Here is a 24,423-nt window from a genome sequence, read left to right on the forward strand (position 1 = left end):
CTATTCTCTACACTTTATGTGACATACACTTGTTTTACGTTGTTAACGAAGACGAACTCCGACTTAAATCTCTTTAAGTAACCAAAAAGATGAAAGCAATTAACGAGAATTGGAGTAAGTTGCAGTCACGCTTACTCTCCCTGGGCAATTCTCTTTGTTAATTAAAGTCTTTTTATCGGTTATTCATTCAATTTTATATGTTAAATTATTTATCTGAAAAATTGTTTACATCTAAGTATAGCCGATTTTAAATCGTATGGTCAACCTTTCAAATGGTAAAGTAAAATACTGCCTGCAATAGCCACATTTAAGCTTTCTGCCTTACCATATATTGGAATAATAAGATTTTGCGAAGTTTGATCTAATAGTTCTTTGTTAACCCCTTCGCCCTCGTTACCTAATAGTAAGGCAAAGCTTTCTTGTGATGACACTTCTTTAAATGGGACTGCATTTTCAAGGGCTGTACCGTAAACTGGACCATCAAATTGGTCAATAAATGCCTTTAAATCTTCACTTATGACTGGAATATGGAAGACACTGCCTTGGCTAGAACGTAATACTTTATCTTGGTACGGATCCGCTGTACCTTTCTCCATCACAATTAAATCGATGCCAGCCGCGTCAGCCGTACGAATTAATGTACCTAAGTTACCTGGGTCTTGAATGCGGTCGATAAGCAACACTTGTTTAGCTTGAGTAATATCGTATTCCGGCTTCTCAATAATCGCAAAAAAGCCTTGAGGCGTAATTGTGCCAGATAAAGATTCAGCCACTTTCATATTAATTTCGTACGTTTCTTCCGCATAATCTAAAAGGGCGTTATCCGTTCTATCTGGTTCGATAACAAATAATTGTTTAATCGTGATACCGCTTTGATAAGCTTCTTCAATTAGATGGATGCCTTCAATTAAAGCTTGACCTGTTTTATCGCGCTCACGTTTCTTTTTTAACTTATTTGCATTTTTAATTTTACTATTTTGCGCAGACGTAATTTGTTCCATATTGTAATCTCCATTTTTAAGAGTTATTTATTAAGCTTTATCTATATTGTAAGTTATCATTTCTCTTATTTAAATAAAAATGAGCCTGTCACATTAAAAAATGTCACAGACTCATTTAACCATAATATTAGTCGATTATTTAGAAACGACTTCTTCACCGTTGTAAGAACCACAGTTTTTACATACGCGGTGAGATAATTTGTATTCGCCACAACTTGGGCATTCAGTCATACCAGGTACTGAAATTTTGAAGTGCGTACGACGTTTGTTTTTTCTAGTTTTAGACGTTCTTCTTTTTGGTACTGCCATGATATATCCTCCTTAATATTGAAACACGAAATCTTAAGTGTTTAGGTCATTAAATTATTATACAATAATTTGAAACAACCTGCTATTACTCTTTATCATATAATTGTTGTAATTTTTGAAGCCTAGGATCAACTTGTCTAGTCTGGGATTCGTCATTGTCTTTCTCTTTTTCAAGTTCGATCATTTGATCTTCGTCAATAACTTCCCAACCGTTACCTTCTGTAAGCATTTGATCACTATTCTCAGAAAATGCTCGCATTGGTTTCTCAATGATAACCAATTCTTCAACAATGTTTCGGACATTAATCATACCGTCAGTAGCAAGATGATAATGTTCATCTTCTTCTACCTCTTCATCGGTATAATTATCATAACCTTCTAAATCAAATATTTCAGATGTACGCACATCTAACGGAACCTCAACTGGTACTAACGTACGTGCACAAGGCATAGTGTATGTTCCAGTTACATGCAAATCTGCAATAACTTCATTTGATTTAACGGATAATTCCCCTTCAACATTGATTTCTGATAAATCGATCAAACCTAAGGGTTCTATTAAATGTTCAAAATTAGCCGTTTGATTAAACTCAAATGGCTTACCTTGATATTTTCTTAATTGCGTTATTGACCATTTCATATGGCTTCACCTCTAACAAACACAAAATTTATTTTAACTTTACTAGTATAAGTTGTCAAGATTTTTTCTTAACAACCTATCATCTGTTACAATACTAATAATGAATACTGAAAGGACGAAATGCAAATGAAAAGTGTTGGACTCATTACTGAATATAATCCATTTCATAATGGCCATTTATATCACGCCCAGCAAGCAAAGCTTCAGTCCAACGCTGATGTAAGCATTGCTATTATGAGTGGCAATTTTGTTATGCGAGGCGAACCTGCATTTTACAACAAATTTGTTCGCACTCAAATGGCACTTTCAGGTGTCGACCTTGTAGTAGAGTTACCTACTATTGCTACCCTTTCTTCAAGTGATTATTTCGCTCAATTAGGTATTAAAGTTGCTGATTATTTAGATATAGACGCTATTGCTTTTGGTAGTGAAATTGCTAATATTACCCGTCTTGAAAATGTAGCAACAAATATTACTGAATTAGAACAGTCGCCACATTTTCAAAAATTAATAAAAGAAGGCAATAATTACGCTAAAATCATTCACGAGTTAATTGAAAACCAAGACATATTGCAATCACCGAATAATATATTGGGTGTAGCGTATTTAAAGGCTATCTCTCAATTTGCCCCTACTATTCAAGGCATAGCCATTCAGCGCCTATCTTCAGCACATCACGATAAAGCCATTAAGCATGACACATTTGCGAGCGGTTCATCTATTCGACAATCAATATTAAATGATGAAAATAATTGGAAAACTGTCGTACCTTCAAAAATTAAAAATTTGTATGGGAAACCTCATCTATTAAAAGAAGATACATTTCAGATGATTAAATATAATTTATTAAGTCGTTCTGCCGAAGAATTATCTGCAATTTATACTATGTCAGAAGGATTAGAACACCGCTTAAAAGCGCACATACAAGAAGCGCATAACTTTGAAACGTTCATGTCTTTCATCAAAACGAAACGATTTACATATACGCATTTACAACGTGTGCTCATGCAAATATTACTTAACATCACTAAAGATGACTATGATAGCGAAATTCATAGCGTGCGAATATTAGGCATGAATCAAACCGGGCAACAGTATTTAAAATATTTAAAATCTCAATTTCCGGAAAGACAATACATTACTAATGTAAATAAAAAAACTGCCCATTTATTTAAAAATGAAATTAAGGCTACTCAAATATATAATTTACTTTCTGGACAAACTGCCCACGATTTCAACACACCTGTTATAAGACAAAAATAAGAGCGAGACCTCGAAATTATTATTACTTAATAGAATTTCATTGTTTCGCTCTTTTATAAATTAAATAGTTATATTTATTTATTAAATTTTTCCTTCAATGCTTTTTCTACATTCGGCGGTACAAAATCTGAAATATCAGCTTTATATTGTGCTACTTCTTTCACAACACTTGAGCTAATAAATGAATAGTTTGTACTCGTCATCATGTACATTGTTTCTACTTTATTGTTTAATTTTTTATTCATTGAAGTTAGACGCAACTCATATTCAAAGTCGCTAACAGCTCTTAAACCACGAATAATTGTTTGAGCCCCAATTTGATCACAGAAATCTACCAATAATCCATTGAAATTATGAACCTCTACATTAGGTAAATGTTTTACAGATTCACGAATTAATGCCATGCGTTCTTCAACGCTAAATGTGCCAGCTTTACTGCTGTTTCTTAATACACAGACATGTAATTCATCAAATCGTTCTGCACTTCTTTCAATGATATCTAAGTGACCATTTGTAATTGGATCGAAACTACCCGGGATGACCGCTTTTGTTTTAGCCATTTTGTTCTCCTTTTTCTAGTAACAAAGTATCTGTTAACCCATAGTGATATTGTTTAATCACTTGGAAGTCTTTGGTGTCGATATCTTCTTGGTTGCTAAACTCACAAATGATGATACCACTTTCTTTTAATAAATCAAACTCTGCAATTTGTTCTAACGCTTTATCAATTAATCCTTTATTGTAAGGAGGATCTAAGAAGATATAATCAAATTGGATGTCACGTTTGTTTAATGCTTTTAACGCACGGTCTGCATTATTCTTATATACTTCAGATTGCTCCGTTAAATTAAGTTGTTTTAAATTCGCTTGAATCACTTTAACCGCTTTAAAGTTTTGATCTACAAAGATGACTTTCTCCATGCCACGAGATAGTCCTTCGATACCTAGAGCGCCGCTTCCAGCAAACAAGTCTAGTCCTAGTCCATGAACATCGTGTAAACTGTTAAAGATTCCCTCTTTGACTTTATCCATTGTCGGACGAGTATTACGCCCTTCTAAACTTTCTAATGGCTTACTTTTATGCTTACCCGCAATAACTCTCATTCTGACTTACACTTCCATTTCCTTAAGTTATTTAATATAATTTGTTTTGAAAAAGGAGAATGATCACGCTATGAAACAATCATTTATCGTCTTAGGCGAAGGACTTACCGATTTATTCGAGTTTTTAACATTAATTGAATACAATCACACTCGCATAGACAAAATTGTCTATTTCCACTCACCTCAAACATCTAAGCAATTATCTTCTGTTGCTATCATCATGCAACCGACTGCTGGTCAACATTTTCAAGCAATGTATATCATGCTCAATGCTTTGAAATATCCTTACCCAGATCATAATAAAAAGTTTCAACTTATCAATGCACATGCTAACAAATATAACGTGCCTGTGTTAGGTATTGACGTACAACCGCCAGAAGCTTTCCACTCCCACGATTTATATTTTAAATATTTAATTAGCGTGCTAAGATTACAAAATTGGATACCACCTATGCAATAACTATGCAACTGTTAAAAGACAAGATGAAGTGATATCTCAATTACAAATGTGAAACTTATGTTCCATTATGATTTTTATAACATTTCATGTTTCTCTTTTTCATACGTTTTTTTCAAATATTTATAAGGTGACCCATCAATGTTGAGCACATATTTTAATTTCATTAATTTATGAACAACTGCATCTGCATCTTGTTCATTGACATATAATACAACGTACTTACGTTGTTTATTTGTATAAACAATATGTCCATATTTACGAATTTGGCGTTCGTGTTTAATATGTTTTAGATAAACAATTAAACTGACTCTCAAAACTAATTCCATATCATACTCACTCCATTTTTTATGCATATTAACTATACCACGACTAAATATTTTATAAAATATTTAAAACAGTTCGTTCCAATGTATTTATCAACGTGGCTCTAACATCGCTTTACTTTTGCATGAGAATAATTTTTGGTACGCTAAGTGCAATAACCTATAGGAGGAACGACTTATGACAAATAAGAAGAGATGGGCTTTAAATTTAAGTTTAGCAAGCGCTGGTTTGTTAGGCAGTCTATTGTTTATTAATAAAAATAAAGACGTCGAAACGAAGAAGCAAATTCCAAAGTTCTTTGATGGTCAAGCGCCATATATCTTTGCACATCGAGGCGGTATGGCTGTGCGTCCAGAACAAACGCAATTAGCCTTTGATAACGCGGTAGCTCACGGTCTAGACGGCTTTGAAACAGATGTCCGACTTACTAAAGATGAAGAATTAATTGTCTTTCATGATGCTACAGTAGACCGTACTACAAACGGTTCTGGAAAAGTCAGTGAGCACACGCTAGCAGAATTAAAACATTTAGATGCAGGTTATCACTTTACCGATATTAATGGCGCACATCCTTATCGTGGCCATGAACACGCAAAGATTTTAACATTCGATGAATTATTAAAGATGTATCCTGAAATGTATATCAATGTAGATTTAAAAGACGCGCCTAATAGTTATGAAGGCTCTGTTGCACCAAATAAAATGTATGAAATTATCGTTAAAAATAACGCACAAGATCGTGTACTTGTAACAAGCTTCCATAAAGCGCAAAATGATCGCTTTAGAGCTATCAGTAACAATGATGTTGCAATTGGAGCGAGCCAACAAGAAGTTGCAGAAGGATTCATAAAATTTAATACAGGCTTTGGTCATACTTACCAACCTGTCGCTGACACTTTCCAAATGCCATTAAAATTCAAAGGCATTCCTTTAACTTCACAACGTTTCATTCAATGGCTTAATTTATTAAATATTGTTCCTGGTTACTACGGCGTAAATAGTACAGACTTAATGGCCGACTTACATGCCAAAGGCGCTCATACACTCGTTACAGATCGCCCAGACCTAGGTAAACAATTTAAATCTTCTTTAACGAATACAACTAAATAAATTAGAATATAAGAAAAGTGAGGTATTGATGATGTTAGGCTACATCGTCAATACCTCACTTAATATATTATAAGCTACAATTACATGTACCTCCTGTGGCACATCCATTGTGATCCGTTTTAAAGAAAGGATTACCAGCTTCAATTTTCACATTTTTAGAAACAGAAAAAGCAATCTTACTTACCACTTCATCAATTAAATTTTGTAATGCAACTTCTTTAGATTTGTAATCCATAACCACAGGTAACATTTCGTATGCACGTTTACGACGACGCGTATCCATCATTACATGTTGATAATCTGGATGATACTTTCCAAATCGCATCACTTCATCATATTTCATTTTAGATTTTAAAAACGCTTGATACATTAAATGCGCCTCATCATCCTTATTTAATCTTTCTTGAGCTTCTCTATAATCGTGGTAAAGTTGAGATTGCACTATCATGTCTGATAACGCGTCTATATCATCTAAAATCGACATTGTTTCTTCAGTGTACATAATTAAATAAGCCTCCTTTCTAAAATTTTCTATAAAAACTTTCTCTTATTTCTCAACAAAGATAAGTGAATAATAATTTTTCATTACTTCTCCGCCCATTTCGTCATATTTCGTATTCAATATTCTTGAACGGTGTATATCTGAATTCATCCAACTATGAATAAGCGTTGGCACATCATCAAAGTCATAGCCTACATTTTGACTAGTTGATTTGAAATCAATACCCTCATTATCAAGTTGACTTTTCAATGCGTCTTCAGTGAATTCAACATCCTCTTTACTTGTCGCTTCATACAGATTCATAGCGGCAATATGTGCAATATCTGTATTAATGGCTAAAGGTTTAATATCTTTTAATTTACGCATTTCATTTGTAATTTCGTATAAAGTCATCAGTTGATTTGGATTTTGTTCATATGGCAATTTACCTGCATTATCCTCATTTAACTCGCCACTATCATCATAAGATTCAGTGTTATCTTCCTCACTAGCTAATTGATACGGCTTTAAGAAAGCTAAGGCTTCTTTGTCCAAATAACGAACACCCATAATACGATTTGATTGTTGATCCACATAGATTTGTGCATAAATCTTACCATATTTTATTAAAGCTTGCGTTTTAATATCTTCATCCGACAATTCAAAGGTATATTCTTTGCCATTGACTTTAAATGATGGGTCTGGATTAATACTTGTATTTTCGAAAATGTGAGAGGCACTTTCATTGATTTTTAAAGAATCAATTTTAGCCTTTTGACCAGTAGCATAAACAGATTTAATTTTATCGTTTTTCGTAGAAACTATGTAATATTGCTGGTCTCTTTTAAAAACATAATTTGTATAATTATCTTTAAAAGGATAAATACGATTAGCTTGACCAAACTTATTTGTGAGGTAATGAATATCTTGGCCAATCCAAGTTCCTACTCCTTCTTTAGGTGCTGGATTTTCAGTTTCCGTTTGTGAATGAGGCGTTTGTTCTGTACGATTCGTCGTTGTAGATTTATTAGGATTTTCTAATACATCAAATTTTAACCGTGGTGAGTAAAATAAATATATTAAAAAAACAACTAAAAATATTACGCCTAAAACTTTAATAATTAATTTTGCCATCTTTCACCCACCTAATTTGAATTATATCTATTGTACAAAATATCTATTTTAACAATCAAGATATCTATATCACACTTAAAACTGAAAATACTCAAAGTAGTTTATACCTATTTTATAAACATATTAAACACTATTAGATTAATATTTTTTAAAAATTATCATCATTTTAACTACTTAACAATTTAATTTTAAAGTAACTCCTTTATTCCATAAAAAAATCCCTTCAAAGTTTTCGTTTTTCAACGTCTACTTTGAAGGGTTTATATTAATTTATAAGCCAAGTGTTGCTTTAATTAATGAAGTTGTTTCCCCACCTGGATAAAAGACATAAAGTAATAAGTACACAACCACGCCAGTGATGGCTGTAAAGAACCAAATAACTGACGCTACAGGTCCTGCTTTTCTATGCCAATTAAATTTATCCTTAAATGCAGTGATGATTTGTACTAATCCTAATACTCCGCCAATTGTAGCTAAGTTAATGTGGAATATTAAGAAAATTTTATAATACGTTCTTACAGAATCAGGGCCACCAAAATCGGTATTCCCTAAGAATATTGTTCGCGCTGCATAAATAATAAAGAACGTTAATGCAAAGCCTGCTGCCCATAACATTGTTTTTTTGTGCTTATCAATATGGCGATGCCAGATTTGCCACCAGCCGATTGCCACGAGAATAGCACTAATAACAATACAACTTGTACTAATCGTTGGTAGAATTGGTAAATTCATAAGTTTCATCCTTATTTACTTTAATTATTTTAAATCATTTTAATTAACGAAACGACCACAACTAAAACAAAAAAGACTACTAAATAATTTAGTGAATAAATAAACATTTTTGTTGCCCATTTAGTTTGATCAGTATTTTTCTTAAATGTTGTTAAGCCAACGTAAATCCAACCTAAATTTAATAATGTCGCTAATACGACAAATGTAGTGCCTAAACTTGATAATAAGAATGGTAATGGAAGTAATAAAACTAACCAAATAAACATGCTTACTCTCGTACGTTTAAAACCTTTAACTGATGGTAACATTGGAATTTTAGCTAATGAATATTCATCGCTACGTTTAATTGCTAATGCGTAGAAATGAATTGGTTGCCAACAAAAAACAACTAAGAATAATGCAACTGCAGCTAAACTAATATTTCCATCAATAGCAACCCACCCAATTAATGGTGGTACTGCTCCTGGGAAACTTCCCACTACTGTGTTCCAAGTTGTATGTCTTTTAGACCAAATAGAATAATAAGACACATAACCTACAATGCCGATAAGGCCTAATACGCCTGATGGTACATTTAATAAGAATAAGCAAGCCTCTCCTACTAACATCATACCGAAACTTAATAATAATAAGTGTTTATCTGAAATTCTATCATTTACTGTCGGTCTATTTTGCTTACTTGGCATAATACTATCGATATCTTGGTCATAGTAATTATTTATTGCACAAGCGCCACCCATAATTAATGTTGAGCCAATCAACATTAAGAGAATTTGAGGTATTGACGATAGGAAGGAATGATTTGTCATCACAACCGCCAACCAAGCACCAGCAAATGCCGGGATTAAATTACCTTGAACCAAACCCATTTTAATAATTTGCTGTAATTCTTTAAAACTCACACGGTCAGAATGTTGTGATAAAGTTTGTTCTTTACTCATGGTCCCCCTCCTTAAATTTTCCATATAGTACTATGATATAGTAATTATTAATAAATGACTAGTTTATATGAAATTAAATTGTGACACTTTAACGACATTGTATGTGAGCAATTTTTTGTTACTATGTAATGTTGTATAATTGATTTGATATTATAAATCCAAAAATATAGACATTAAATCAGGCTATGTTATCGTATAATGATTAGCATTGAAATTCCTGAATTAATGATGGGGTGTTTAACATTGTTTAACAAACGAAACCTTAAATGGTTATCAGTATTAGCCACAATTATTATGGCAATGGTGCAACTTGGTGGTGCACTGGTAACTAAGACAGGTTCTGAAGATGGTTGTGGATCTTCATGGCCACTATGTCATGGTGCCTTACTTCCTCAGAACTTGCCAATCGCTACTATTATAGAATTAAGCCATCGTGCTGTATCCGGCATATCATTAATTATAGTTCTATGGCTTGCCATAACAGCTTGGAAAAGAATCGGGTATATCAAAGAAGTTAAACCATTAGCAGTAATAAGTGTTGCCTTTTTATTAGTGCAAGCATTAATTGGTGCAGCTGCAGTAATTTGGCAACAAAACTCTTATGTTTTAGCGCTTCATTTCGGCATCTCACTTATAAGTTTCTCTTCTGTATTCGTTTTAATGCTTATTATTTTCGAAGTAGATAAGAAATATGAAGCCGATGAACTATTCATTAAAAAGCCATTAAGAACACTTACATGGATAATGACAGTAATCGTTTATCTAACTATTTATACAGGGGCATTAGTTAGACATGCGAAAGCAAGTTTAGCATATGGTGCATGGCCATTACCTTTTGATGATATTATTCCGCATACTGAACAAGACTGGGTGCAATTCGCTCATCGTGGTATGGCATTTATCACTTTCTTCTGGATTATGATTACTTTTATTCATGCCGTGAAGAATTATTCAGAGAATCGTACAATTAGATACGGTTATACAGCTGCATTTATTTTAATCATTATCCAAGTTATCACTGGTGCACTTTCAGTTATAACGCATGTTAATTTAATTATCGCATTAATTCATGCATTATGTATTACTATCTTGTTTGGTTTAATTGCTTACTTTATTTTACTCATGCTTCGATCAATTAGAAGCGATCGTCGAATTAAATAATTTGTAATTAAAAAGTCTCTTTATCGTAGTTGAACTACGGTAAAGAGACTTTTTCGTTATTCCGCTTTTTCAATTTCTATTAATAAATCACCTGTAGCAATCGCATCGCCATTGACTACTGTAACTTTCTTAATCACACCATTGAATGGTGCTTGAATTGTTGTTTCCATCTTCATTGCTTCTGTAATAAGCAATGGTTGATTTACTTTCACTTCATCACCAACAGCTACTTTTACTTCCGTAACAGAACCAGGCATTTGAGCGCCAATATGACTTGGATTAGTTTTATCTGCTTTAGGTTTCACATTCGCATTTGTTTTAATATTTTCATCTTTAATATTTATACGACGTGCTTGACCGTTCATCACATAATACAGTGTACGGTTACCATTTTCATCGAGCTCACTAATCGTTTCTAATTTAATAATTAATCGTTTACCTGTATCAATTTCAATTTCTACTGTCTCACCGTTGCGCATACCGAAGAAGAATGTAGGTGTATCTAGAAGTGATAAATTACCGTATTGCTGTTTCGTTTGAATGTATTGATCAAATACTTTTGGATACAATACATAACTAATGACATCTTGTTCAGTGACTTCACCATATTCTTTGTCACTAAGCTCTTGTCTAATTGCTTCAAAGTCTACTGGCTCTAAATATTCACCAGGACGTTCAGTTAATGGTTGTTGCCCTTTTAAAATAACGTCTTGTAACTTTTTATTAAATCCATTAACCGGTTGACCAATATCACCTTTAAAGTATGAAACCACAGATTCAGGGAAATCTAATTTATGACCTTGTTCAATGACTGTTTGTTCATCTAAATCATTTTGTACCATGTAAAGTGCCATGTCGCCCACTACTTTTGATGATGGCGTTACTTTAACTATATCTCCGAATAAGAAATTAACGCGACGATACATGTCTTTAACTTCATTGAAGCGCTCTCCTAATCCTAAACTTTTAGCTTGTTGACCTAAGTTAGAATATTGACCACCTGGCATTTCATGTTGATAAATTTCTGTATTTGGTGATTTAATATCACTTTCAAAGTCGCTATAGTATGGACGTACATTACCCCAGTAATGACTAAGTTCTTCAAGCCCTTTAATATCCGTACGCATATTTCGACTAAAGCCATTTAATGCATAATATAAAGAGTTTGCGCTTGGCTGACTTGTTAAACCACTCATTGAAGCGACAGCTGTATCAATAATATCTACGCCCGCATCGATGGCTTCTTTATAAATTAATAAACCATTACCGCTTGTATCATGCGTATGCAGATGAATTGGTAAATCAACTGCAGCTTTTAATTCTCCAATTAATTCATAAGCTGCTTTAGGTTTTAATAGGCCTGCCATATCTTTTATTGCTAAAATGTGGAACCCTTCGCGCTCGAGTTCTTTAGCTAAATTAACGTAATAATCTAACGTAAATACATTTGAGCGTTCCGGATTTAAAATATCACCAGTATAACAAATCGCACCTTCTGAAATTTTACCAGCTTTTTGTACCGCTTCATTCGCAACTTTCATCTGATCAACCCAGTTTAATGAGTCGAAGATTCTAAAGACATCCACGCCTGCTTTTGCACTTTCAGCTACAAATTTTTCAATGACATTATCCGCATAATTTTTATAACCTACTGCATTTGAGGCACGTAATAACATTTGAAATAATACATTAGGAATAGCAGTTCTTAATCTTTCTAAACGTTCCCATGGGTTTTCTTTTAAGAAATTGTAGGCTACATCAAATGTTGCGCCACCCCACATTTCTAATGAAAAGCTATCTTTCAGAACTTCAGCTGTTTTAGACGCAATATTCATCATATCTTTAGTACGTACACGTGTAGCTAATAAAGATTGATGGGCATCACGGAAAGTCGTATCTGTAATTAAAACATCTTCTTGTGCGCGCACCCAATCTGATACCGCTTTAGGCCCTTTATTATCAAGTAATTGCTTTGTTCCATTCAATTGCGCAATTTTATTATGAGAAACTCGAGGAATAGAGGCTGTTTCATAATCTGGTTTCTCACGTTTTTCTACATTCGGGAAGCCATTAATCGTAACATTGCCAATATACTCTAATGTTTTTGTACCACGGTCTAACGTTGGCGCAATATTAAATAATTCTGGTGTTTCTTCAATAAATTTGGTTGTATAATCTCCGCTACGGAACTTTTCATTACGCATTACATTAATTAAGAATGGAATATTCGTTTTAACCCCACGAATACGCATTTCTCTTAAAGAGCGTTCCATTTTTTCTTCTGCTTGTTTAAAAGTCACTGCATGCGTAGATAATTTCACTAATAGTGAATCGTAATAAGGTGAAATTTCAGCACCTTGGAAACCGTCACCTGCATCTAAACGTACACCGAAACCACCACTTGAGCGATAAGCAATGATAGTACCAGAATCAGGCATGAAATCATTAGTTGGATCTTCAGTTGTAATTCGACATTGAATAGCATAGCCTAACGTTTGTATATCTTCTTGTTTAGGCATTGCGATGCGTTCATCAAATAAATTCGCACCATCGGCTACTAAAATTTGAGTCTTCACAATATCAATACCTGTAATCATTTCAGTGATAGTATGTTCTACTTGTACACGAGGATTTACTTCGATAAAGAAGAACTCATCTCCAGAAACTAGGAATTCTACAGTCCCTGCATTGACGTATTTAATATTATTCATTAATTTTAATGCCGCTTCACAAATACGTTCTCTTAACTCATTAGGAAGTCCTACTGATGGTGCAACCTCTACAACTTTTTGATGACGACGTTGTACTGAACAATCTCGTTCATATAAGTGCACAATGTTACCATATTCATCACCGATAATTTGAACTTCAATATGTTTAGGATTATCAATGTATCTTTCAATATAAACTTCACTATTGCCAAATGATTTAGCTGCTTCAGATTTAGCACGGTGAAATGCATCTTCTAATTCACTTTCTTCGCGAACGATACGCATTCCTTTACCGCCCCCACCACTAGTTGCTTTAATCATAAGTGGGAACCCTGCTTCATGCGCAAAACTTTTCGCAGCTTCAAAGCTTTCAATTGGACCATCTGTACCTGGAATAACTGGTAAATCTGCTTTAATTGCAGTCGTTCTCGCTTTAACTTTATCTCCAAACATATCTAAATGTTCAAGATGAGGTCCAATGAATATAATACCTTCCTCTTTACAACGATGCGCAAAGTGCTCATTCTCACTAAGGAAACCATAACCCGGGTGAATTGCATCTACACCTGCATTTTTAGCTACTTCAATAATACGCTCAATATTTAAGTAACTTTCTGCCGGTCCTAAATCTTTCCCCACTAAATAAGATTCATCTGCTTTATATCTATGTAATGAATTCTTATCTTCATTAGAATAAATGGCTACTGTTTGAATATCTAATTCCGTTGCTGCTCTGAAAATTCTAATTGCAATTTCACCACGATTGGCTACTAATAACTTTTTTATGTGTTTCAAAGAATGAACACCCCTTTATAGTTTGAAAATTCTAACTAATTAGATAATAAGATTTTATACTAAAATAATTTAGAAAGCTATTTATTTTTTCAAATCAAGATTTTTCTAAACGAGTATAAATTACTTATCATAACTTTAGTCTTTATAATTAAATATTATTGTAAGTAATAACTTTATTTTATCATCTATAAAATAATTCATCTACTTAGATAAGGGGGCTTTTATAAATTTTCACATAAATGTAAAAAACCTTTACAAGATTGAAGAAACTGAACAATCTTATAAAGGTTAAAATTTAACTAATTTAATTATATTGTCTTGGAATGTCGACTTTTTGTTTCTTTGCTTTCATAGCACGTTTTTCATCCATTTTAATTTGCTTAGCCACAAGTAAAAGTAGACCCATTGCTATACTTAAACTTAACATTGATGAACCACCAAAACTGATAAATGGTAGAGGCACACCTGTTAATGGAATTGTAGCTGAAATACCACCTAAGTTAACAAAGGTTTGACTTCCTATGTAACTTGCTACGCCTACACAAATAAGTTTATAGAAATATGAAGGAGTCTTTGATGCTAACATAAACGCACGATATACGATAAAGAATAATAAACAAATAACAAATAAGCCACCAAGTAAACCAAGTTCTTCACAAATTACCGCAAAGATAAAGTCCGTATGTGCTTCCGGTAAATATCCAAGTTTCATAATACTATTTCCTAACCCTCGTCCAAACAAACCGCCATTACCGATAGCCATTAATGAATTTGAGAGATGATAACCAGTACCAGATTCTGAACCAAACGGATTGGTTAATACACTAAAACGTGCTTTTAAGTAGTGAGGCATGAGACCTGTAATCAATGCAAATCCTGCTATCACAATAAAACTAATAATCACTAATAAAACTGGTCCTTTTAACAACTTTTGAACACCTATGCCAGCGAATAGAAACATTGAGACGATAATGATTAAAATAAGCAAAGTTTGTCCAATGTCACGTTGTAATAAAACCAAACCGACACACGCTAAAATTAAGAAAATGGGTTGTCTTATAACTTTTAGTTTCTCTCTAACTTGAGGCAATTTTCTACTAATAACGTATGAGATGTAGAGGATCAATGCGATTTTTAATAATTCAGAAGCTTGTAGATTCATAAAGCCTAAGTTAATCCAACTTTTTGATCCATTAATATTTTTACCAATGATCAAAGTTAAGCATAGAAGCACAAACATGATAGACATAATCCACATTTGTACTTTAATTTGTTGGAATACTTTAATATTAAGCATAAACGCTATAAAGAAAACGACTATAAAACTCATAATTACATAAATAAGTTGTCTGTTGTAAAAATATGTTCCAGATACTTCTATACCGCCTGTTAATGTTCCTTTCGTAGCAGCGACCATACTTGCGCTGTACACCATTACAAGGCCAATTAAACATAAAATAACATATGTAATTAATAATGGATAATCGATAAACTTAGACATTCTACCTATGTATCGAAAAAAATTTTTTAAGTTACTCATAAAAATGATCATCCAATTCTAAAATTTTAAAATATCTATGTTCATTGAAATTAATTTTCCAACAAAATCTGTCTCAACTATTATATACTTTCCACTTACAGTTTCACAAACATTAACTGAAAGAAAGTATATACCTATCTAAAATGCAAAATGACTGAAAATATTATTATCATAATATTTCAGCCACTATTTAAGCTATATCATATGTAATCACATATATAAGCTTGCATTTATATCCATTTAAATAGCATCAGTATGCTAATATATTTAATCAAGAGTCAACTTACACGTTTGTAAATGCTTCATGTAATTTAGATAATTCTTTTTCTAAACGAAGCATTAAGTTTTTACCGTCTTCTTTATCAACTAAGCCAAGTTTAACAGCAAAGTCCACTTCTTTTTGTAGACCAAACATTTGTGTGTCGAGAACTTCTTCATATAACGGGCAAGATGGCATTGTTAAATTATCCATTTGAACTTTAATTAAATGTAAGATTCTATCTGCATCTTGATTTAATTGTTCATAAGCCACGTTCTTCATATTCGATTGCTTCGGCATCACATACTCCCCCTATCATTAAATATCTTCATGTAAAAAGTTTATCTCACTCGATATTAAAAAGCAAGTTAATTCAGTGAATAGGAAAATTTAAATGTGATAAAATAATGATTATAGAACGAAATTAGGGAGTGGGCAAAATATGATTCAAATCAAAGGTGCAGTCAAGTTCCCTATCACTTTAGATAGCACAACTTGGATTTTTGATGACAGAAAAGTAAAAATAGAAGATATAGAAAACGGCGTGTTCGATGGAACTAAGCCTGTTAAATTTGAAGACAACCGCGAATGGAATAGAGCGATTTTAGAAGGACAAACTAATCCGCCAACATTAAATTCAGAAATTAAATATCGCAAACGCTCAGTATTAGAAGATTCATTTGCGATCAATATGACACCATTTTTCAAAAATGCAGAACCATCTGAAAATGCAACAAAAATTAAATTATATAATGATAAAGATTCAATCGAAGTACCAATGGAATTATTACCTTATCTATTCTTCCAATTTGCTAAAGATGGCAAAAGATTATACGACGATAATTCAGTGGATAGCTTTGTATACAATCCTGATGAGAAAGCTTACTCATATGAATTTAAGTATGTCACTCATATCGAGGTGATTTAATTTGCGTGAAGTTCAATGTATCATTTGTGATACGAAGGTATTAATTGATGAGAATACCGTTGAAGCCAAACGCTTACGCAATAATCCAATTCGAACATTCATGTGCGATGATTGTAAAAGTCGCTTAGATAGACCTAAACAGCGACCAAACAACGCTGAATATTTAGAATTGTCACATGAAGATAGATATTAGTTGGATTAATATAATAAAAAATGAGGGTATGAAATCTTAGTAGTTTAAAGATTTCATACCCTCATTTTATTTAATCGAGACGATTAGATTATTCGTCTTGCATCATTTGTTTAACACGTTTTGCTTCTTTTTCACGTGCTGATTTGTTTAAGATTTTCTTTCTTAAACGGATGCTTTGTGGTGTGACTTCCACTAATTCATCGTCGTTAATATATTCTAATGCTTCTTCAAGCGTTAAGATTCTTGGACGGTTCATTGTTTGTGTTTGGTCTTTTGTAGCTGAACGTACGTTAGTTTGGTGTTTAGCTTTAGTGATATTAACTGTTAAGTCATTTTCACGGTTGTGTTCACCAACAATCATACCTTCATAAACTTCAGTACCTGGTTCCATGAAGTTTACACCACGGTCTTCTAAGTTAATGATAGCGTAAGCTGTTGCTTGACCTTGGTCCATTGAAATTAATGCACCGTTACGACGTCCACCGATTTGTGCTTTAACGCGTGGTCTGAATTCTTCAAATGTATGGTTGATAATACCATAACCACGTGTCATAGACATGAATTCAGTAGTGTAACCGATCATACCACGAGCTGGTACTAAGAAGATTAAGCGTGTTAAACCATTATCAGTTGTGATCATGTCTAACATTTCACCTTTACGTGCACCTAATGATTCGATAACTGCGCCGGCATTTTCAGAAGGCACTTCACATTGTACACGTTCAAATGGTTCACTTAAGACACCATCAATTTCACGTAAAATAACTTGTGGTTTAGATACTTGAAGTTCGAAACCTTCACGTCTCATATTCTCGATAAGAATTGATAAGTGTAATTCACCACGGCCTGCAACAATCCATGTATCTGGAGAGTCAGTTGGTGTTACTTTTAATGATACGTCTGTTTCAAGTTGTTGATCTAAACGTTCTTGAATTTGACGTGCAGTTACGTAGTCACCTTCACGACCAGCAAATGGAGAGTTATTTACTTTGAATGTCATTTCAAGTGTTGGTTCATCAATACGTAACACTGGTAATGCTTCTTGATGTGTAGGTGGTGTAACCGTTTCACCTACGTTAATATCTTCCATTCCTGATACAGCGATTAAGTCCCCTGCTTGTGCTTCTTCAATTTCTTCACGTTTTAAACCGAAGAAACCAAAGATTTTAGTAACACGGAAGTTTTTAACTGTGCCATCTAATTTAATTAATGATACGTTATCTCCTACACGCATTTTACCTCTGAACACACGACCAATACCAATACGGCCTACATAGTCATTATAATCTAATAATGCTACTTGGAATTGTAATGGTTCCTCATGGTTATCAATTGGTGCTGGTACGTATTCAAGAATTGTTTCGTATAGTGATTGCATGTTTTCATCTTGTTTCTCAGCATCAAGACTTGCAGTACCATTTACAGCTGAAGCATATACAACTGGGAAGTCTAGTTGTTCATCGTTTGCTTCTAATTCGATGAATAAGTCTAATACTTCATCTACTACCGCTTCTGGTCTAGCAGCTGGTTTATCAATTTTATTTACAACTACTACAGGTTTTAAGTTTTGTTCAAGTGCTTTTTTAAGTACAAAACGTGTTTGAGGCATTGTACCTTCGTAAGCATCTACTACAAGTACTACACCGTCTACCATTTTCATAATACGCTCTACTTCGCCACCAAAGTCAGCGTGTCCTGGTGTATCTAAGATGTTAATTCTTGTGCCTTTATAATTAACTGCAGTATTTTTCGCAAGAATTGTAATACCGCGTTCTCTTTCTAAATCATTAGAGTCCATTGCTCTTTCATCGACATGTTCATTCTCTCTGAAAATACCAGATTGTTTTAATAATTCATCAACTAATGTTGTTTTACCATGGTCGACGTGAGCAATAATTGCAATATTACGTACATCTTCTCTTCTATTAGTCATTTTATTATATCCTTTCATGAGTAAACTCCCACTTTTAATTACAACTGTTTTATTATATCATATAATTAAGAAAAGATAAGTAAAAGGTGGGGTATGGGATGGAAAAACCAAAGTCTAAAGGTATATTTTGGGTACTATCTATTCTAGCAGTATTGTTCTTAGTGCTATTTAGTTTTAGCGTCGGCGCAGCTAGCGTTCCAATGATGATTTTAACATTTATACTTTTCATTGCAACATTTGGTGCTGGTTTCGCGCTTAAGAAAAAATATCGTGAAAATAATTGGTTATAATATATATAGTCTCAACTATTCACTCATAAAGTGACAACTTTTAGATGAACAGTTGAGACTCTTTTTATTTTCTAAAGCGTTGATGTAGTTCTGTTAATACTTCTTTATGCGGGTTCAGGAAGCCTTCGAGGATTTCGTTATGCACTGCTTTATTTCCGATAACGATTGAATTCGGGCTTGCAATAGATAGTGATTCACCTAATAGGTTACTACCTATGCCCCCTACTTCATTTAATATAATTAATCCACCTGCAAAATCCCAAGGTTGTAATCTTGGCGTGATATAGGCAGCTAATTGTCCTTTCGCCACGCTCACAATTTCTAATGCAGCGCTACCATAGGCTCTACAACTTCTACATTCATTAACGATTTCTGAGAAGATAGGTCCCATTTTAGGTTTTGTCACCCAGTTAGGATTAATGCCTATTAAACTTTGTTTTAATCGTGTATCTTCTATTAAAGATAGTGGGTGTTTATTTTCAAAAGCCCCTTCACCCACCTTCGCATGATATAGCACGTCTTTCATCACATCATAAACGAATCCAGCATAAGGTTCTCCATTGCGATAAATACCGATTGAAATCGCAAAGTTCTCTTGTTGATGCACAAAATTCAATGTGCCATCGATAGGATCAACAACCCACACGACTCCATCAATATTCTCTAAATCATGTCCGTGACCCTCTTCACCTATTACATGATGTTCTGGGTAGTTGTTAGATATTGCTTCATAAATATAATTTTCAGTTGCTTTATCTACATTTGTCACTAAATCATTTGGATTGGATTTAGTTTCAATATTTAATTCTTCTTTCATCATTGTTCTAACTTTATTTCCAGCTTCTAATACTAAGCCTTTAGCAAAATCGTATAATGACATTTCATCATCTCCTGTTGCTTTCTATTATACAGAATTTCGTGCAAATGAACTAAGTAATGCCCCTTCATACCGTGATAGTGTATCGTTAAAGCTTTACTTAATTTTTAGCTTTACAACATTGTATACCTTATTCTATTCACTTTAAACGCATTCGCTTCTTAAGTCGGCTTATAATGTAATAAGTTCAATATATGCTACAATAATTTTAAGTTAAATTTTTCTGAAAAGGAGCACTAAATATGACGCAATATACCTTTAGTCCTAAAGATTTTGAAGTATTTGACGTAGATGGTTTAGATGCACGCATGGAAGCATTAGATAAACATGTAAGACCACAACTCCATCAATTAGGTGATTATTTTGCTGAATACTTTACCTCACAAACTGGAGAAACGTTTTATGCACATGTAGCAAAACATGCGCGCAGAAGTGTAAACCCGCCTATTGATACTTGGGTTGCTTTTGCACCTAATAAACGTGGTTATAAAATGCTACCTCATTTCCAAATTGGTTTATTCAGAGATCAATTATTCTTAATGTATGGTGTAATGCATGAAGGTAAGGATAAAGCGGAACGTGTTAAAGTATTTGATAAACATTTTGATGAATTAAGAAATCTACCAGAAGATTACCGCGTAAATTTAGACCATATGAAACAAGATAAACCGCTTATTAAAGATTTAAGCGATGACGAATTGCACCAAGCAATCGACCGCGTTAAAAACGTGAAGAAAGGCGAATTCTTTGTAGCACGTGTACTTGAGCCTACAGATAAACGTCTTAAAACTGATAAGGATTTCTTATCGTTTATTAAAGAAACCTTTGATGAATTCTTGAAATTCTATTAAATTACCTTGTTAAATCAGTAACTTTAAACAATAGATATACTTCTATTGTTTAAAGTTTTTTTATTATCGTTAAAAATTATTAGGTTGACCTAACTTTTTGATTAGGTTAATATAAATAAAAAGAAATCAAGGAGTGTTATTAATGTCCGCAAATAAAGATCACACACAACTTAGTCTAGATGAAATTAACAACACTGTTGATTTCAGTGGAGATAAAAGTGTCAGTCAGAAATTTTTAGCCTTTTTAGGCCCTGGGTTATTAGTCGCCGTGGGATATATGGATCCCGGGAATTGGATTACTTCTATGCAAGGTGGCGCCCAATTTGGTTATACCTTACTCTTTGTGATACTCATTTCGAGTTTATCAGCTATGCTATTACAAAGTATAACCGTTCGCTTAGGCATCGCTACTGGGAAAGATTTAGCTCAAATGACACGCCATTATTTAAACAGACCTATTGCCATCACTTTCTGGATTATCGCTGAACTCGCGATTATTGCTACTGATATAGCAGAAGTCATAGGTAGTGCCATCGCCTTAGATTTATTATTCAATATTCCATTAATCGTTGGCGCATTGATTACAGTACTAGACGTCTTCTTATTACTATTCATTATGAAATTCGGTTTCCGGAAAATTGAAGCAATCGTCGGTACCTTAATATTTACTGTGCTCATTATTTTCATATTTGAAGTTTTCGTCTCTTCTCCTCAAGTAATTGATATTCTTAATGGCTTCATACCCCATCAAGAAATTGTGACAAATCACAGTATTCTATATATTGCGTTAGGTATTATAGGTGCGACTATTATGCCTCACAATCTATACTTACATTCATCAATTGTTCAATCACGTAAATATAACCGTGAAAGTAATGATGATAAAGCTCAAGCGATTAAATATGCTACCATTGATTCAAACATTCAATTAAGCATTGCTTTCATTGTCAATTGTTTATTATTGGTGTTAGGTGCAGCCCTTTTTTATGGAGTTAATGCTGATAAACTAGGTGGTTTCTATGATCTATATCATGCACTTCAAACGCAACCTATCTTAGGCCCAGTATTAGGAGGCATAATGAGTACATTATTTGCCGTCGCTTTACTTGCTTCCGGTCAGAATTCAACAATTACTGGTACATTATCAGGACAAATTGTGATGGAAGGATTTTTAAAACTTTCTATTCCTAATTGGGTACGTCGTTTGATTACGCGAGGTTTAGCTGTTATACCAGTTATCGTATGTTTAATTATTTTCCGCGGTAATGAAGGGAAAATGGAACAATTGCTTGTTTTCTCACAAGTATTTTTAAGTATTGCTTTGCCATTTTCATTAATTCCGCTTCAACTGGCAACGAGCAATAAACAATTAATGGGGCCATTCTATAATAAAACGTGGATAAATATTTGTTCATGGAGTTTAATCGTCATTTTAAGCGTATTGAATATTTATTTAATCTTTGAAACATTTAGAGGGTTTTTTGCTTAATTTTAAATATGATTAAAGCTACCTTTTAAAGTTAGATAAGATAATCTAGCTTTAAAAGATAGCTTTTTTGTTTTTTTAAAACTTCTAGTAAATATATGGATCATCTTTTTTACGAGATTGATATTCCTCGTCTGGGTGCCATTCATTTCTAGGAGAGTTGTTTCCATTTCCTCTTCTATTTTGATTGTTACTTCTTTTTACAAATAACATAATCGCTACGATAAACCATAAGACACTTGCAATTAAACTCATATTAACAATACCTATTAATGCCGCAGCAATGAGTAAACATCCTGCTAATATAGGTCTATTTTTAATAATTAGTGTACCTGCGATTCCTAAAATAGTGGAAAATAATAAAGTAGCTATTGAGAAAGTCATTGCAAAATTAACCATTTCAGGTGTTACGTTAACTTTTTGATTACCAAACTGATGCATCATTTGATTATATTGTTCAGTAGTATTATGGCCATTTTTAACAATGAAAAAAGATATTAAAGACATAAGAAAATAAATAGCACTTAAACCACTCGCTATCCAAGCAAGAATTATTTCTACTTTACGGTTCACTTCATTTCCTCCTAATAATTAGATTTACTTAAATCTTACTAAAATTTTTCATCTCTTACGAATAAAGATACATGTGTAAATAAAAAAGATTGAGACACCAGTGTAGTATCTCAATCTTTTAAAATTATTTATCTTCTTTATGTTGATTATCCACTGGTGTATTATCTTCAGAATGTTGTTCATCTTTGTTTAAAATTTGTTTACGTTCTTCATAATTCATACGTCGTTGATTAACGGCGCTAGGTTGATTTTTACGTCTTTCTTTCATGCGTTGATTATAAGCTTTACGTTTTTCTTTTTTCTTAGCTTTAATTTCAGCTTTTTCTTTTTTACGTTGCGCTTTTTCTTCTTTTTTATCTACCTTAGGTACCGCTTCAATTGATTCTGGTGCATCATCATGAAGATGTGAGTCAGCGTCTGGATTATACTGAGATTGTTTTCTTGATTTTTGTTTATATTTTGCTTGTCTAGAGAGTACGCCGGATGTATTTTCTTCTTCTGGTGAATTATACTCTTCAGTAACCGCACGCTTAGGATATTGATTATATTTATCTTCCTCAGCATCATTTACTACATCTTGTTCATTTCTATATGATTGAGGTCTTTCCTCTTCATAATAATCATCTCTATAATCATAACCTCTATCATCCTGATATGATTTTTTACGACGCGTGCGACGTTCAGATTTTTTAGTCTTACGAGGAGGCTCCACATATTCTTCTTCATATCGTGGCGCTTCATAGTCATGACGTTCATCTTCGTAATAACGTCTATCGTCTTCATAATCATCTCTTGGACTATAACGTGGTTGATACTGTGGACCGGGTCCATATGCTGGAACAGTTTCGATTTTACTTTTCCTAGCAAACATCATAATCGCAATGATAAAGAAGAAGATTGGGATAATTAATGTTACGAATAATAATACTAAAGGCAGTGTAATAATTGATGCAATTAAGAATAGGAAACCTGAAAGTATTCTAATATTCATAGAAATTAACGCTAAAAATGAAATTAATAGACAAACTATGAAATATACAATAATTGCCCAAACGCCATTTTGAAGCCAAATCACAAATTGCGTAGTATTTAAACTATTATTAGCTAGAATTTGTTGAATCAGCTCATTATTATTCATTGAGTTTTCAAGATTTTGAATAGATGTATCATTACTAAAAGATACGAGTGCAATAAACATTGTAATAACCGTCAATATCAATAAGAAAATCCAACTAAACCAACCTAAAAGTTTTTCAGTTAGACGACTCACAGGCCGTTTTATTTGCGTGTATCGTTCTCCTGACATTTATTACAACTCCTTAATTAA

26 protein-coding genes are annotated in these 24,423 nt (G+C 33.2%); 9 read left to right on the forward strand and 17 right to left on the reverse strand.

The window, feature by feature from the left end; all coding sequences use genetic code 11:
• Window positions 1–260 precede the first annotated feature (260 nt).
• From CD127_RS01640 to CD127_RS01655, 3 genes are all read right to left on the reverse strand, one after another.
• The gene (locus tag CD127_RS01640) at window positions 261–1,001 is read right to left on the reverse strand and encodes a TrmH family RNA methyltransferase (RefSeq protein WP_103297413.1); all 741 of its coding nucleotides are present in this window, start codon (window positions 999–1,001) and stop codon (window positions 261–263) included.
• Window positions 1,002–1,136: 135 nt separating this feature from the next.
• Window positions 1,137–1,310, reverse strand: a complete 174-nt coding sequence (gene rpmF, locus CD127_RS01645; RefSeq protein WP_002435373.1) for a 50S ribosomal protein L32 — start codon at window positions 1,308–1,310, stop codon at window positions 1,137–1,139.
• Window positions 1,311–1,395: 85 nt separating this feature from the next.
• A complete protein-coding gene (locus CD127_RS01655) occupies window positions 1,396–1,950 on the reverse strand; it encodes a YceD family protein (protein ID WP_103297411.1) in 555 nt (184 codons plus the stop codon).
• Window positions 1,951–2,076: 126 nt separating this feature from the next.
• On the opposite strand from CD127_RS01655, the gene CD127_RS01660 reads away from it, so the two are divergent.
• The gene (locus tag CD127_RS01660) at window positions 2,077–3,213 is read left to right on the forward strand and encodes a nucleotidyltransferase (RefSeq protein ID WP_103365515.1); all 1,137 of its coding nucleotides are present in this window, start codon (window positions 2,077–2,079) and stop codon (window positions 3,211–3,213) included.
• A gap of 74 nt (window positions 3,214–3,287) precedes the next feature.
• Here CD127_RS01660 and coaD read toward each other — a convergent pair whose 3' ends face one another.
• Together coaD and rsmD are read right to left on the reverse strand one after the other, a co-directional pair.
• Window positions 3,288–3,773, reverse strand: coding sequence for a pantetheine-phosphate adenylyltransferase (coaD, locus tag CD127_RS01665; protein ID WP_103297409.1), 486 nt, complete (start codon window positions 3,771–3,773; stop codon window positions 3,288–3,290).
• Window positions 3,766–4,317: a 16S rRNA (guanine(966)-N(2))-methyltransferase RsmD gene (gene rsmD / locus CD127_RS01670; RefSeq protein WP_103297408.1), complete on the reverse strand. Its 552-nt coding sequence runs from the start codon at window positions 4,315–4,317 to the stop codon at window positions 3,766–3,768. The genes coaD and rsmD overlap by 8 nt, the downstream gene beginning before the upstream one ends.
• A gap of 70 nt (window positions 4,318–4,387) precedes the next feature.
• Between rsmD and CD127_RS01675 the strand changes: the two genes are divergently transcribed.
• Window positions 4,388–4,777, forward strand: coding sequence for a DUF7147 family protein (locus tag CD127_RS01675; RefSeq protein WP_103297407.1), 390 nt, complete (start codon window positions 4,388–4,390; stop codon window positions 4,775–4,777).
• A gap of 74 nt (window positions 4,778–4,851) precedes the next feature.
• Here CD127_RS01675 and CD127_RS01680 read toward each other — a convergent pair whose 3' ends face one another.
• Window positions 4,852–5,103, reverse strand: a complete 252-nt coding sequence (locus tag CD127_RS01680; protein WP_103365516.1) for a DUF2129 domain-containing protein — start codon at window positions 5,101–5,103, stop codon at window positions 4,852–4,854.
• Window positions 5,104–5,278: 175 nt separating this feature from the next.
• Between CD127_RS01680 and CD127_RS01685 the strand changes: the two genes are divergently transcribed.
• Window positions 5,279–6,211 (forward strand): glycerophosphodiester phosphodiesterase family protein, encoded by a 933-nt coding sequence (locus tag CD127_RS01685; RefSeq protein ID WP_103365517.1) that lies wholly within the window; start codon window positions 5,279–5,281, stop codon window positions 6,209–6,211.
• Between the two features lie 67 nt (window positions 6,212–6,278).
• On the opposite strand, the gene CD127_RS01690 is transcribed toward CD127_RS01685, so the two are convergent.
• The 4 genes from CD127_RS01690 to cyoE form a co-directional block, all read right to left on the reverse strand.
• Window positions 6,279–6,713 (reverse strand): YlbF/YmcA family competence regulator, encoded by a 435-nt coding sequence (locus tag CD127_RS01690; protein ID WP_103365518.1) that lies wholly within the window; start codon window positions 6,711–6,713, stop codon window positions 6,279–6,281.
• Window positions 6,714–6,758: 45 nt separating this feature from the next.
• The gene (locus tag CD127_RS01695; RefSeq protein WP_103365519.1) at window positions 6,759–7,826 is read right to left on the reverse strand and encodes a CAP-associated domain-containing protein; all 1,068 of its coding nucleotides are present in this window, start codon (window positions 7,824–7,826) and stop codon (window positions 6,759–6,761) included.
• A gap of 270 nt (window positions 7,827–8,096) precedes the next feature.
• Window positions 8,097–8,558: a DUF420 domain-containing protein gene (locus CD127_RS01700; protein WP_103365520.1), complete on the reverse strand. Its 462-nt coding sequence runs from the start codon at window positions 8,556–8,558 to the stop codon at window positions 8,097–8,099.
• 29 nt (window positions 8,559–8,587) lie between these two features.
• Entirely contained in the window at window positions 8,588–9,499 is a 912-nt protein-coding gene (gene cyoE / locus CD127_RS01705; RefSeq protein ID WP_103365521.1) for a heme o synthase, read from the reverse strand.
• A gap of 243 nt (window positions 9,500–9,742) precedes the next feature.
• Between cyoE and CD127_RS01710 the strand changes: the two genes are divergently transcribed.
• Window positions 9,743–10,660 (forward strand): COX15/CtaA family protein, encoded by a 918-nt coding sequence (locus tag CD127_RS01710; RefSeq protein WP_103365522.1) that lies wholly within the window; start codon window positions 9,743–9,745, stop codon window positions 10,658–10,660.
• 56 nt (window positions 10,661–10,716) lie between these two features.
• Here CD127_RS01710 and CD127_RS01715 read toward each other — a convergent pair whose 3' ends face one another.
• From CD127_RS01715 to CD127_RS01725, 3 genes are all read right to left on the reverse strand, one after another.
• Window positions 10,717–14,166, reverse strand: coding sequence for a pyruvate carboxylase (locus tag CD127_RS01715; RefSeq protein WP_103365523.1), 3,450 nt, complete (start codon window positions 14,164–14,166; stop codon window positions 10,717–10,719).
• 304 nt (window positions 14,167–14,470) lie between these two features.
• The gene (gene ftsW / locus CD127_RS01720; RefSeq protein ID WP_103365524.1) at window positions 14,471–15,706 is read right to left on the reverse strand and encodes a cell division peptidoglycan polymerase FtsW; all 1,236 of its coding nucleotides are present in this window, start codon (window positions 15,704–15,706) and stop codon (window positions 14,471–14,473) included.
• Window positions 15,707–15,989: 283 nt separating this feature from the next.
• On the reverse strand, window positions 15,990–16,265 hold the full coding sequence (locus CD127_RS01725; RefSeq protein ID WP_103297124.1) for an Fpa/YlaN family protein: 276 nt from the start codon (window positions 16,263–16,265) through the stop codon (window positions 15,990–15,992).
• A gap of 142 nt (window positions 16,266–16,407) precedes the next feature.
• On the opposite strand from CD127_RS01725, the gene CD127_RS01730 reads away from it, so the two are divergent.
• The gene (locus CD127_RS01730; RefSeq protein WP_103365525.1) at window positions 16,408–16,893 is read left to right on the forward strand and encodes a hypothetical protein; all 486 of its coding nucleotides are present in this window, start codon (window positions 16,408–16,410) and stop codon (window positions 16,891–16,893) included.
• 1 nt (window position 16,894) lies between these two features.
• The gene (locus CD127_RS01735) at window positions 16,895–17,086 is read left to right on the forward strand and encodes a DUF2197 domain-containing protein (RefSeq protein WP_103365526.1); all 192 of its coding nucleotides are present in this window, start codon (window positions 16,895–16,897) and stop codon (window positions 17,084–17,086) included.
• Between the two features lie 88 nt (window positions 17,087–17,174).
• Here CD127_RS01735 and typA read toward each other — a convergent pair whose 3' ends face one another.
• Window positions 17,175–19,019: a translational GTPase TypA gene (gene typA / locus CD127_RS01740; protein ID WP_103365541.1), complete on the reverse strand. Its 1,845-nt coding sequence runs from the start codon at window positions 19,017–19,019 to the stop codon at window positions 17,175–17,177.
• Window positions 19,020–19,117: 98 nt separating this feature from the next.
• Here typA and CD127_RS01745 point away from each other — a divergent pair, with 98 nt between their 5' ends.
• A complete protein-coding gene (locus CD127_RS01745) occupies window positions 19,118–19,309 on the forward strand; it encodes a DUF5325 family protein (RefSeq protein WP_103297120.1) in 192 nt (63 codons plus the stop codon).
• 64 nt (window positions 19,310–19,373) lie between these two features.
• Here CD127_RS01745 and CD127_RS01750 read toward each other — a convergent pair whose 3' ends face one another.
• Window positions 19,374–20,189: an inositol monophosphatase family protein gene (locus CD127_RS01750; RefSeq protein WP_103365527.1), complete on the reverse strand. Its 816-nt coding sequence runs from the start codon at window positions 20,187–20,189 to the stop codon at window positions 19,374–19,376.
• Window positions 20,190–20,428: 239 nt separating this feature from the next.
• On the opposite strand from CD127_RS01750, the gene CD127_RS01755 reads away from it, so the two are divergent.
• On the forward strand, window positions 20,429–21,037 hold the full coding sequence (locus CD127_RS01755) for a YktB family protein (RefSeq protein WP_103297118.1): 609 nt from the start codon (window positions 20,429–20,431) through the stop codon (window positions 21,035–21,037).
• 142 nt (window positions 21,038–21,179) lie between these two features.
• Complete coding sequence (locus CD127_RS01760; protein WP_103365528.1) at window positions 21,180–22,526, forward strand: Nramp family divalent metal transporter; 1,347 nt, start codon at window positions 21,180–21,182, stop codon at window positions 22,524–22,526.
• Window positions 22,527–22,610: 84 nt separating this feature from the next.
• Here the strand turns inward: CD127_RS01760 and CD127_RS01765 are convergent, their stop codons facing one another.
• Together CD127_RS01765 and auxB are read right to left on the reverse strand one after the other, a co-directional pair.
• Window positions 22,611–23,096, reverse strand: a complete 486-nt coding sequence (locus tag CD127_RS01765; protein ID WP_103365529.1) for a DUF4064 domain-containing protein — start codon at window positions 23,094–23,096, stop codon at window positions 22,611–22,613.
• A 124-nt stretch (window positions 23,097–23,220) separates the two neighbouring features.
• A complete protein-coding gene (gene auxB, locus CD127_RS01770; RefSeq protein WP_103365530.1) occupies window positions 23,221–24,402 on the reverse strand; it encodes a lipoteichoic acid stability factor AuxB in 1,182 nt (393 codons plus the stop codon).
• Window positions 24,403–24,423: the final 21 nt, after the last annotated feature.

Source organism: Staphylococcus petrasii (genome assembly GCF_002902565.1).
Lineage (GTDB): Bacteria > Bacillota > Bacilli > Staphylococcales > Staphylococcaceae > Staphylococcus > Staphylococcus petrasii.

Excerpts from the sequence above, each read along its gene's own strand:
- CD127_RS01640 (WP_103297413.1), bottom strand. The coding sequence starts at position 1,001 with ATGGAACAAATTACGTCTGCGCAAAATAGTAAAATTAAAAATGCAAAT.
- rpmF (WP_002435373.1), bottom strand. The coding sequence starts at position 1,310 with ATGGCAGTACCAAAAAGAAGAACGTCTAAAACTAGAAAAAACAAACGT.
- CD127_RS01655 (WP_103297411.1), bottom strand. The coding sequence starts at position 1,950 with ATGAAATGGTCAATAACGCAATTAAGAAAATATCAAGGTAAGCCATTT.
- CD127_RS01660 (WP_103365515.1), top strand. The coding sequence starts at position 2,077 with ATGAAAAGTGTTGGACTCATTACTGAATATAATCCATTTCATAATGGC.
- coaD (WP_103297409.1), bottom strand. The coding sequence starts at position 3,773 with ATGGCTAAAACAAAAGCGGTCATCCCGGGTAGTTTCGATCCAATTACA.
- rsmD (WP_103297408.1), bottom strand. The coding sequence starts at position 4,317 with ATGAGAGTTATTGCGGGTAAGCATAAAAGTAAGCCATTAGAAAGTTTA.
- CD127_RS01675 (WP_103297407.1), top strand. The coding sequence starts at position 4,388 with ATGAAACAATCATTTATCGTCTTAGGCGAAGGACTTACCGATTTATTC.
- CD127_RS01680 (WP_103365516.1), bottom strand. The coding sequence starts at position 5,103 with ATGGAATTAGTTTTGAGAGTCAGTTTAATTGTTTATCTAAAACATATT.
- CD127_RS01685 (WP_103365517.1), top strand. The coding sequence starts at position 5,279 with ATGACAAATAAGAAGAGATGGGCTTTAAATTTAAGTTTAGCAAGCGCT.
- CD127_RS01690 (WP_103365518.1), bottom strand. The coding sequence starts at position 6,713 with ATGTACACTGAAGAAACAATGTCGATTTTAGATGATATAGACGCGTTA.
- CD127_RS01695 (WP_103365519.1), bottom strand. The coding sequence starts at position 7,826 with ATGGCAAAATTAATTATTAAAGTTTTAGGCGTAATATTTTTAGTTGTT.
- CD127_RS01700 (WP_103365520.1), bottom strand. The coding sequence starts at position 8,558 with ATGAATTTACCAATTCTACCAACGATTAGTACAAGTTGTATTGTTATT.
- cyoE (WP_103365521.1), bottom strand. The coding sequence starts at position 9,499 with ATGAGTAAAGAACAAACTTTATCACAACATTCTGACCGTGTGAGTTTT.
- ftsW (WP_103365524.1), bottom strand. The coding sequence starts at position 15,706 with ATGAGTAACTTAAAAAATTTTTTTCGATACATAGGTAGAATGTCTAAG.
- CD127_RS01725 (WP_103297124.1), bottom strand. The coding sequence starts at position 16,265 with ATGCCGAAGCAATCGAATATGAAGAACGTGGCTTATGAACAATTAAAT.
- CD127_RS01730 (WP_103365525.1), top strand. The coding sequence starts at position 16,408 with ATGATTCAAATCAAAGGTGCAGTCAAGTTCCCTATCACTTTAGATAGC.
- typA (WP_103365541.1), bottom strand. The coding sequence starts at position 19,019 with ATGACTAATAGAAGAGAAGATGTACGTAATATTGCAATTATTGCTCAC.
- CD127_RS01745 (WP_103297120.1), top strand. The coding sequence starts at position 19,118 with ATGGAAAAACCAAAGTCTAAAGGTATATTTTGGGTACTATCTATTCTA.
- CD127_RS01750 (WP_103365527.1), bottom strand. The coding sequence starts at position 20,189 with ATGTCATTATACGATTTTGCTAAAGGCTTAGTATTAGAAGCTGGAAAT.
- CD127_RS01755 (WP_103297118.1), top strand. The coding sequence starts at position 20,429 with ATGACGCAATATACCTTTAGTCCTAAAGATTTTGAAGTATTTGACGTA.
- CD127_RS01760 (WP_103365528.1), top strand. The coding sequence starts at position 21,180 with ATGTCCGCAAATAAAGATCACACACAACTTAGTCTAGATGAAATTAAC.
- auxB (WP_103365530.1), bottom strand. The coding sequence starts at position 24,402 with ATGTCAGGAGAACGATACACGCAAATAAAACGGCCTGTGAGTCGTCTA.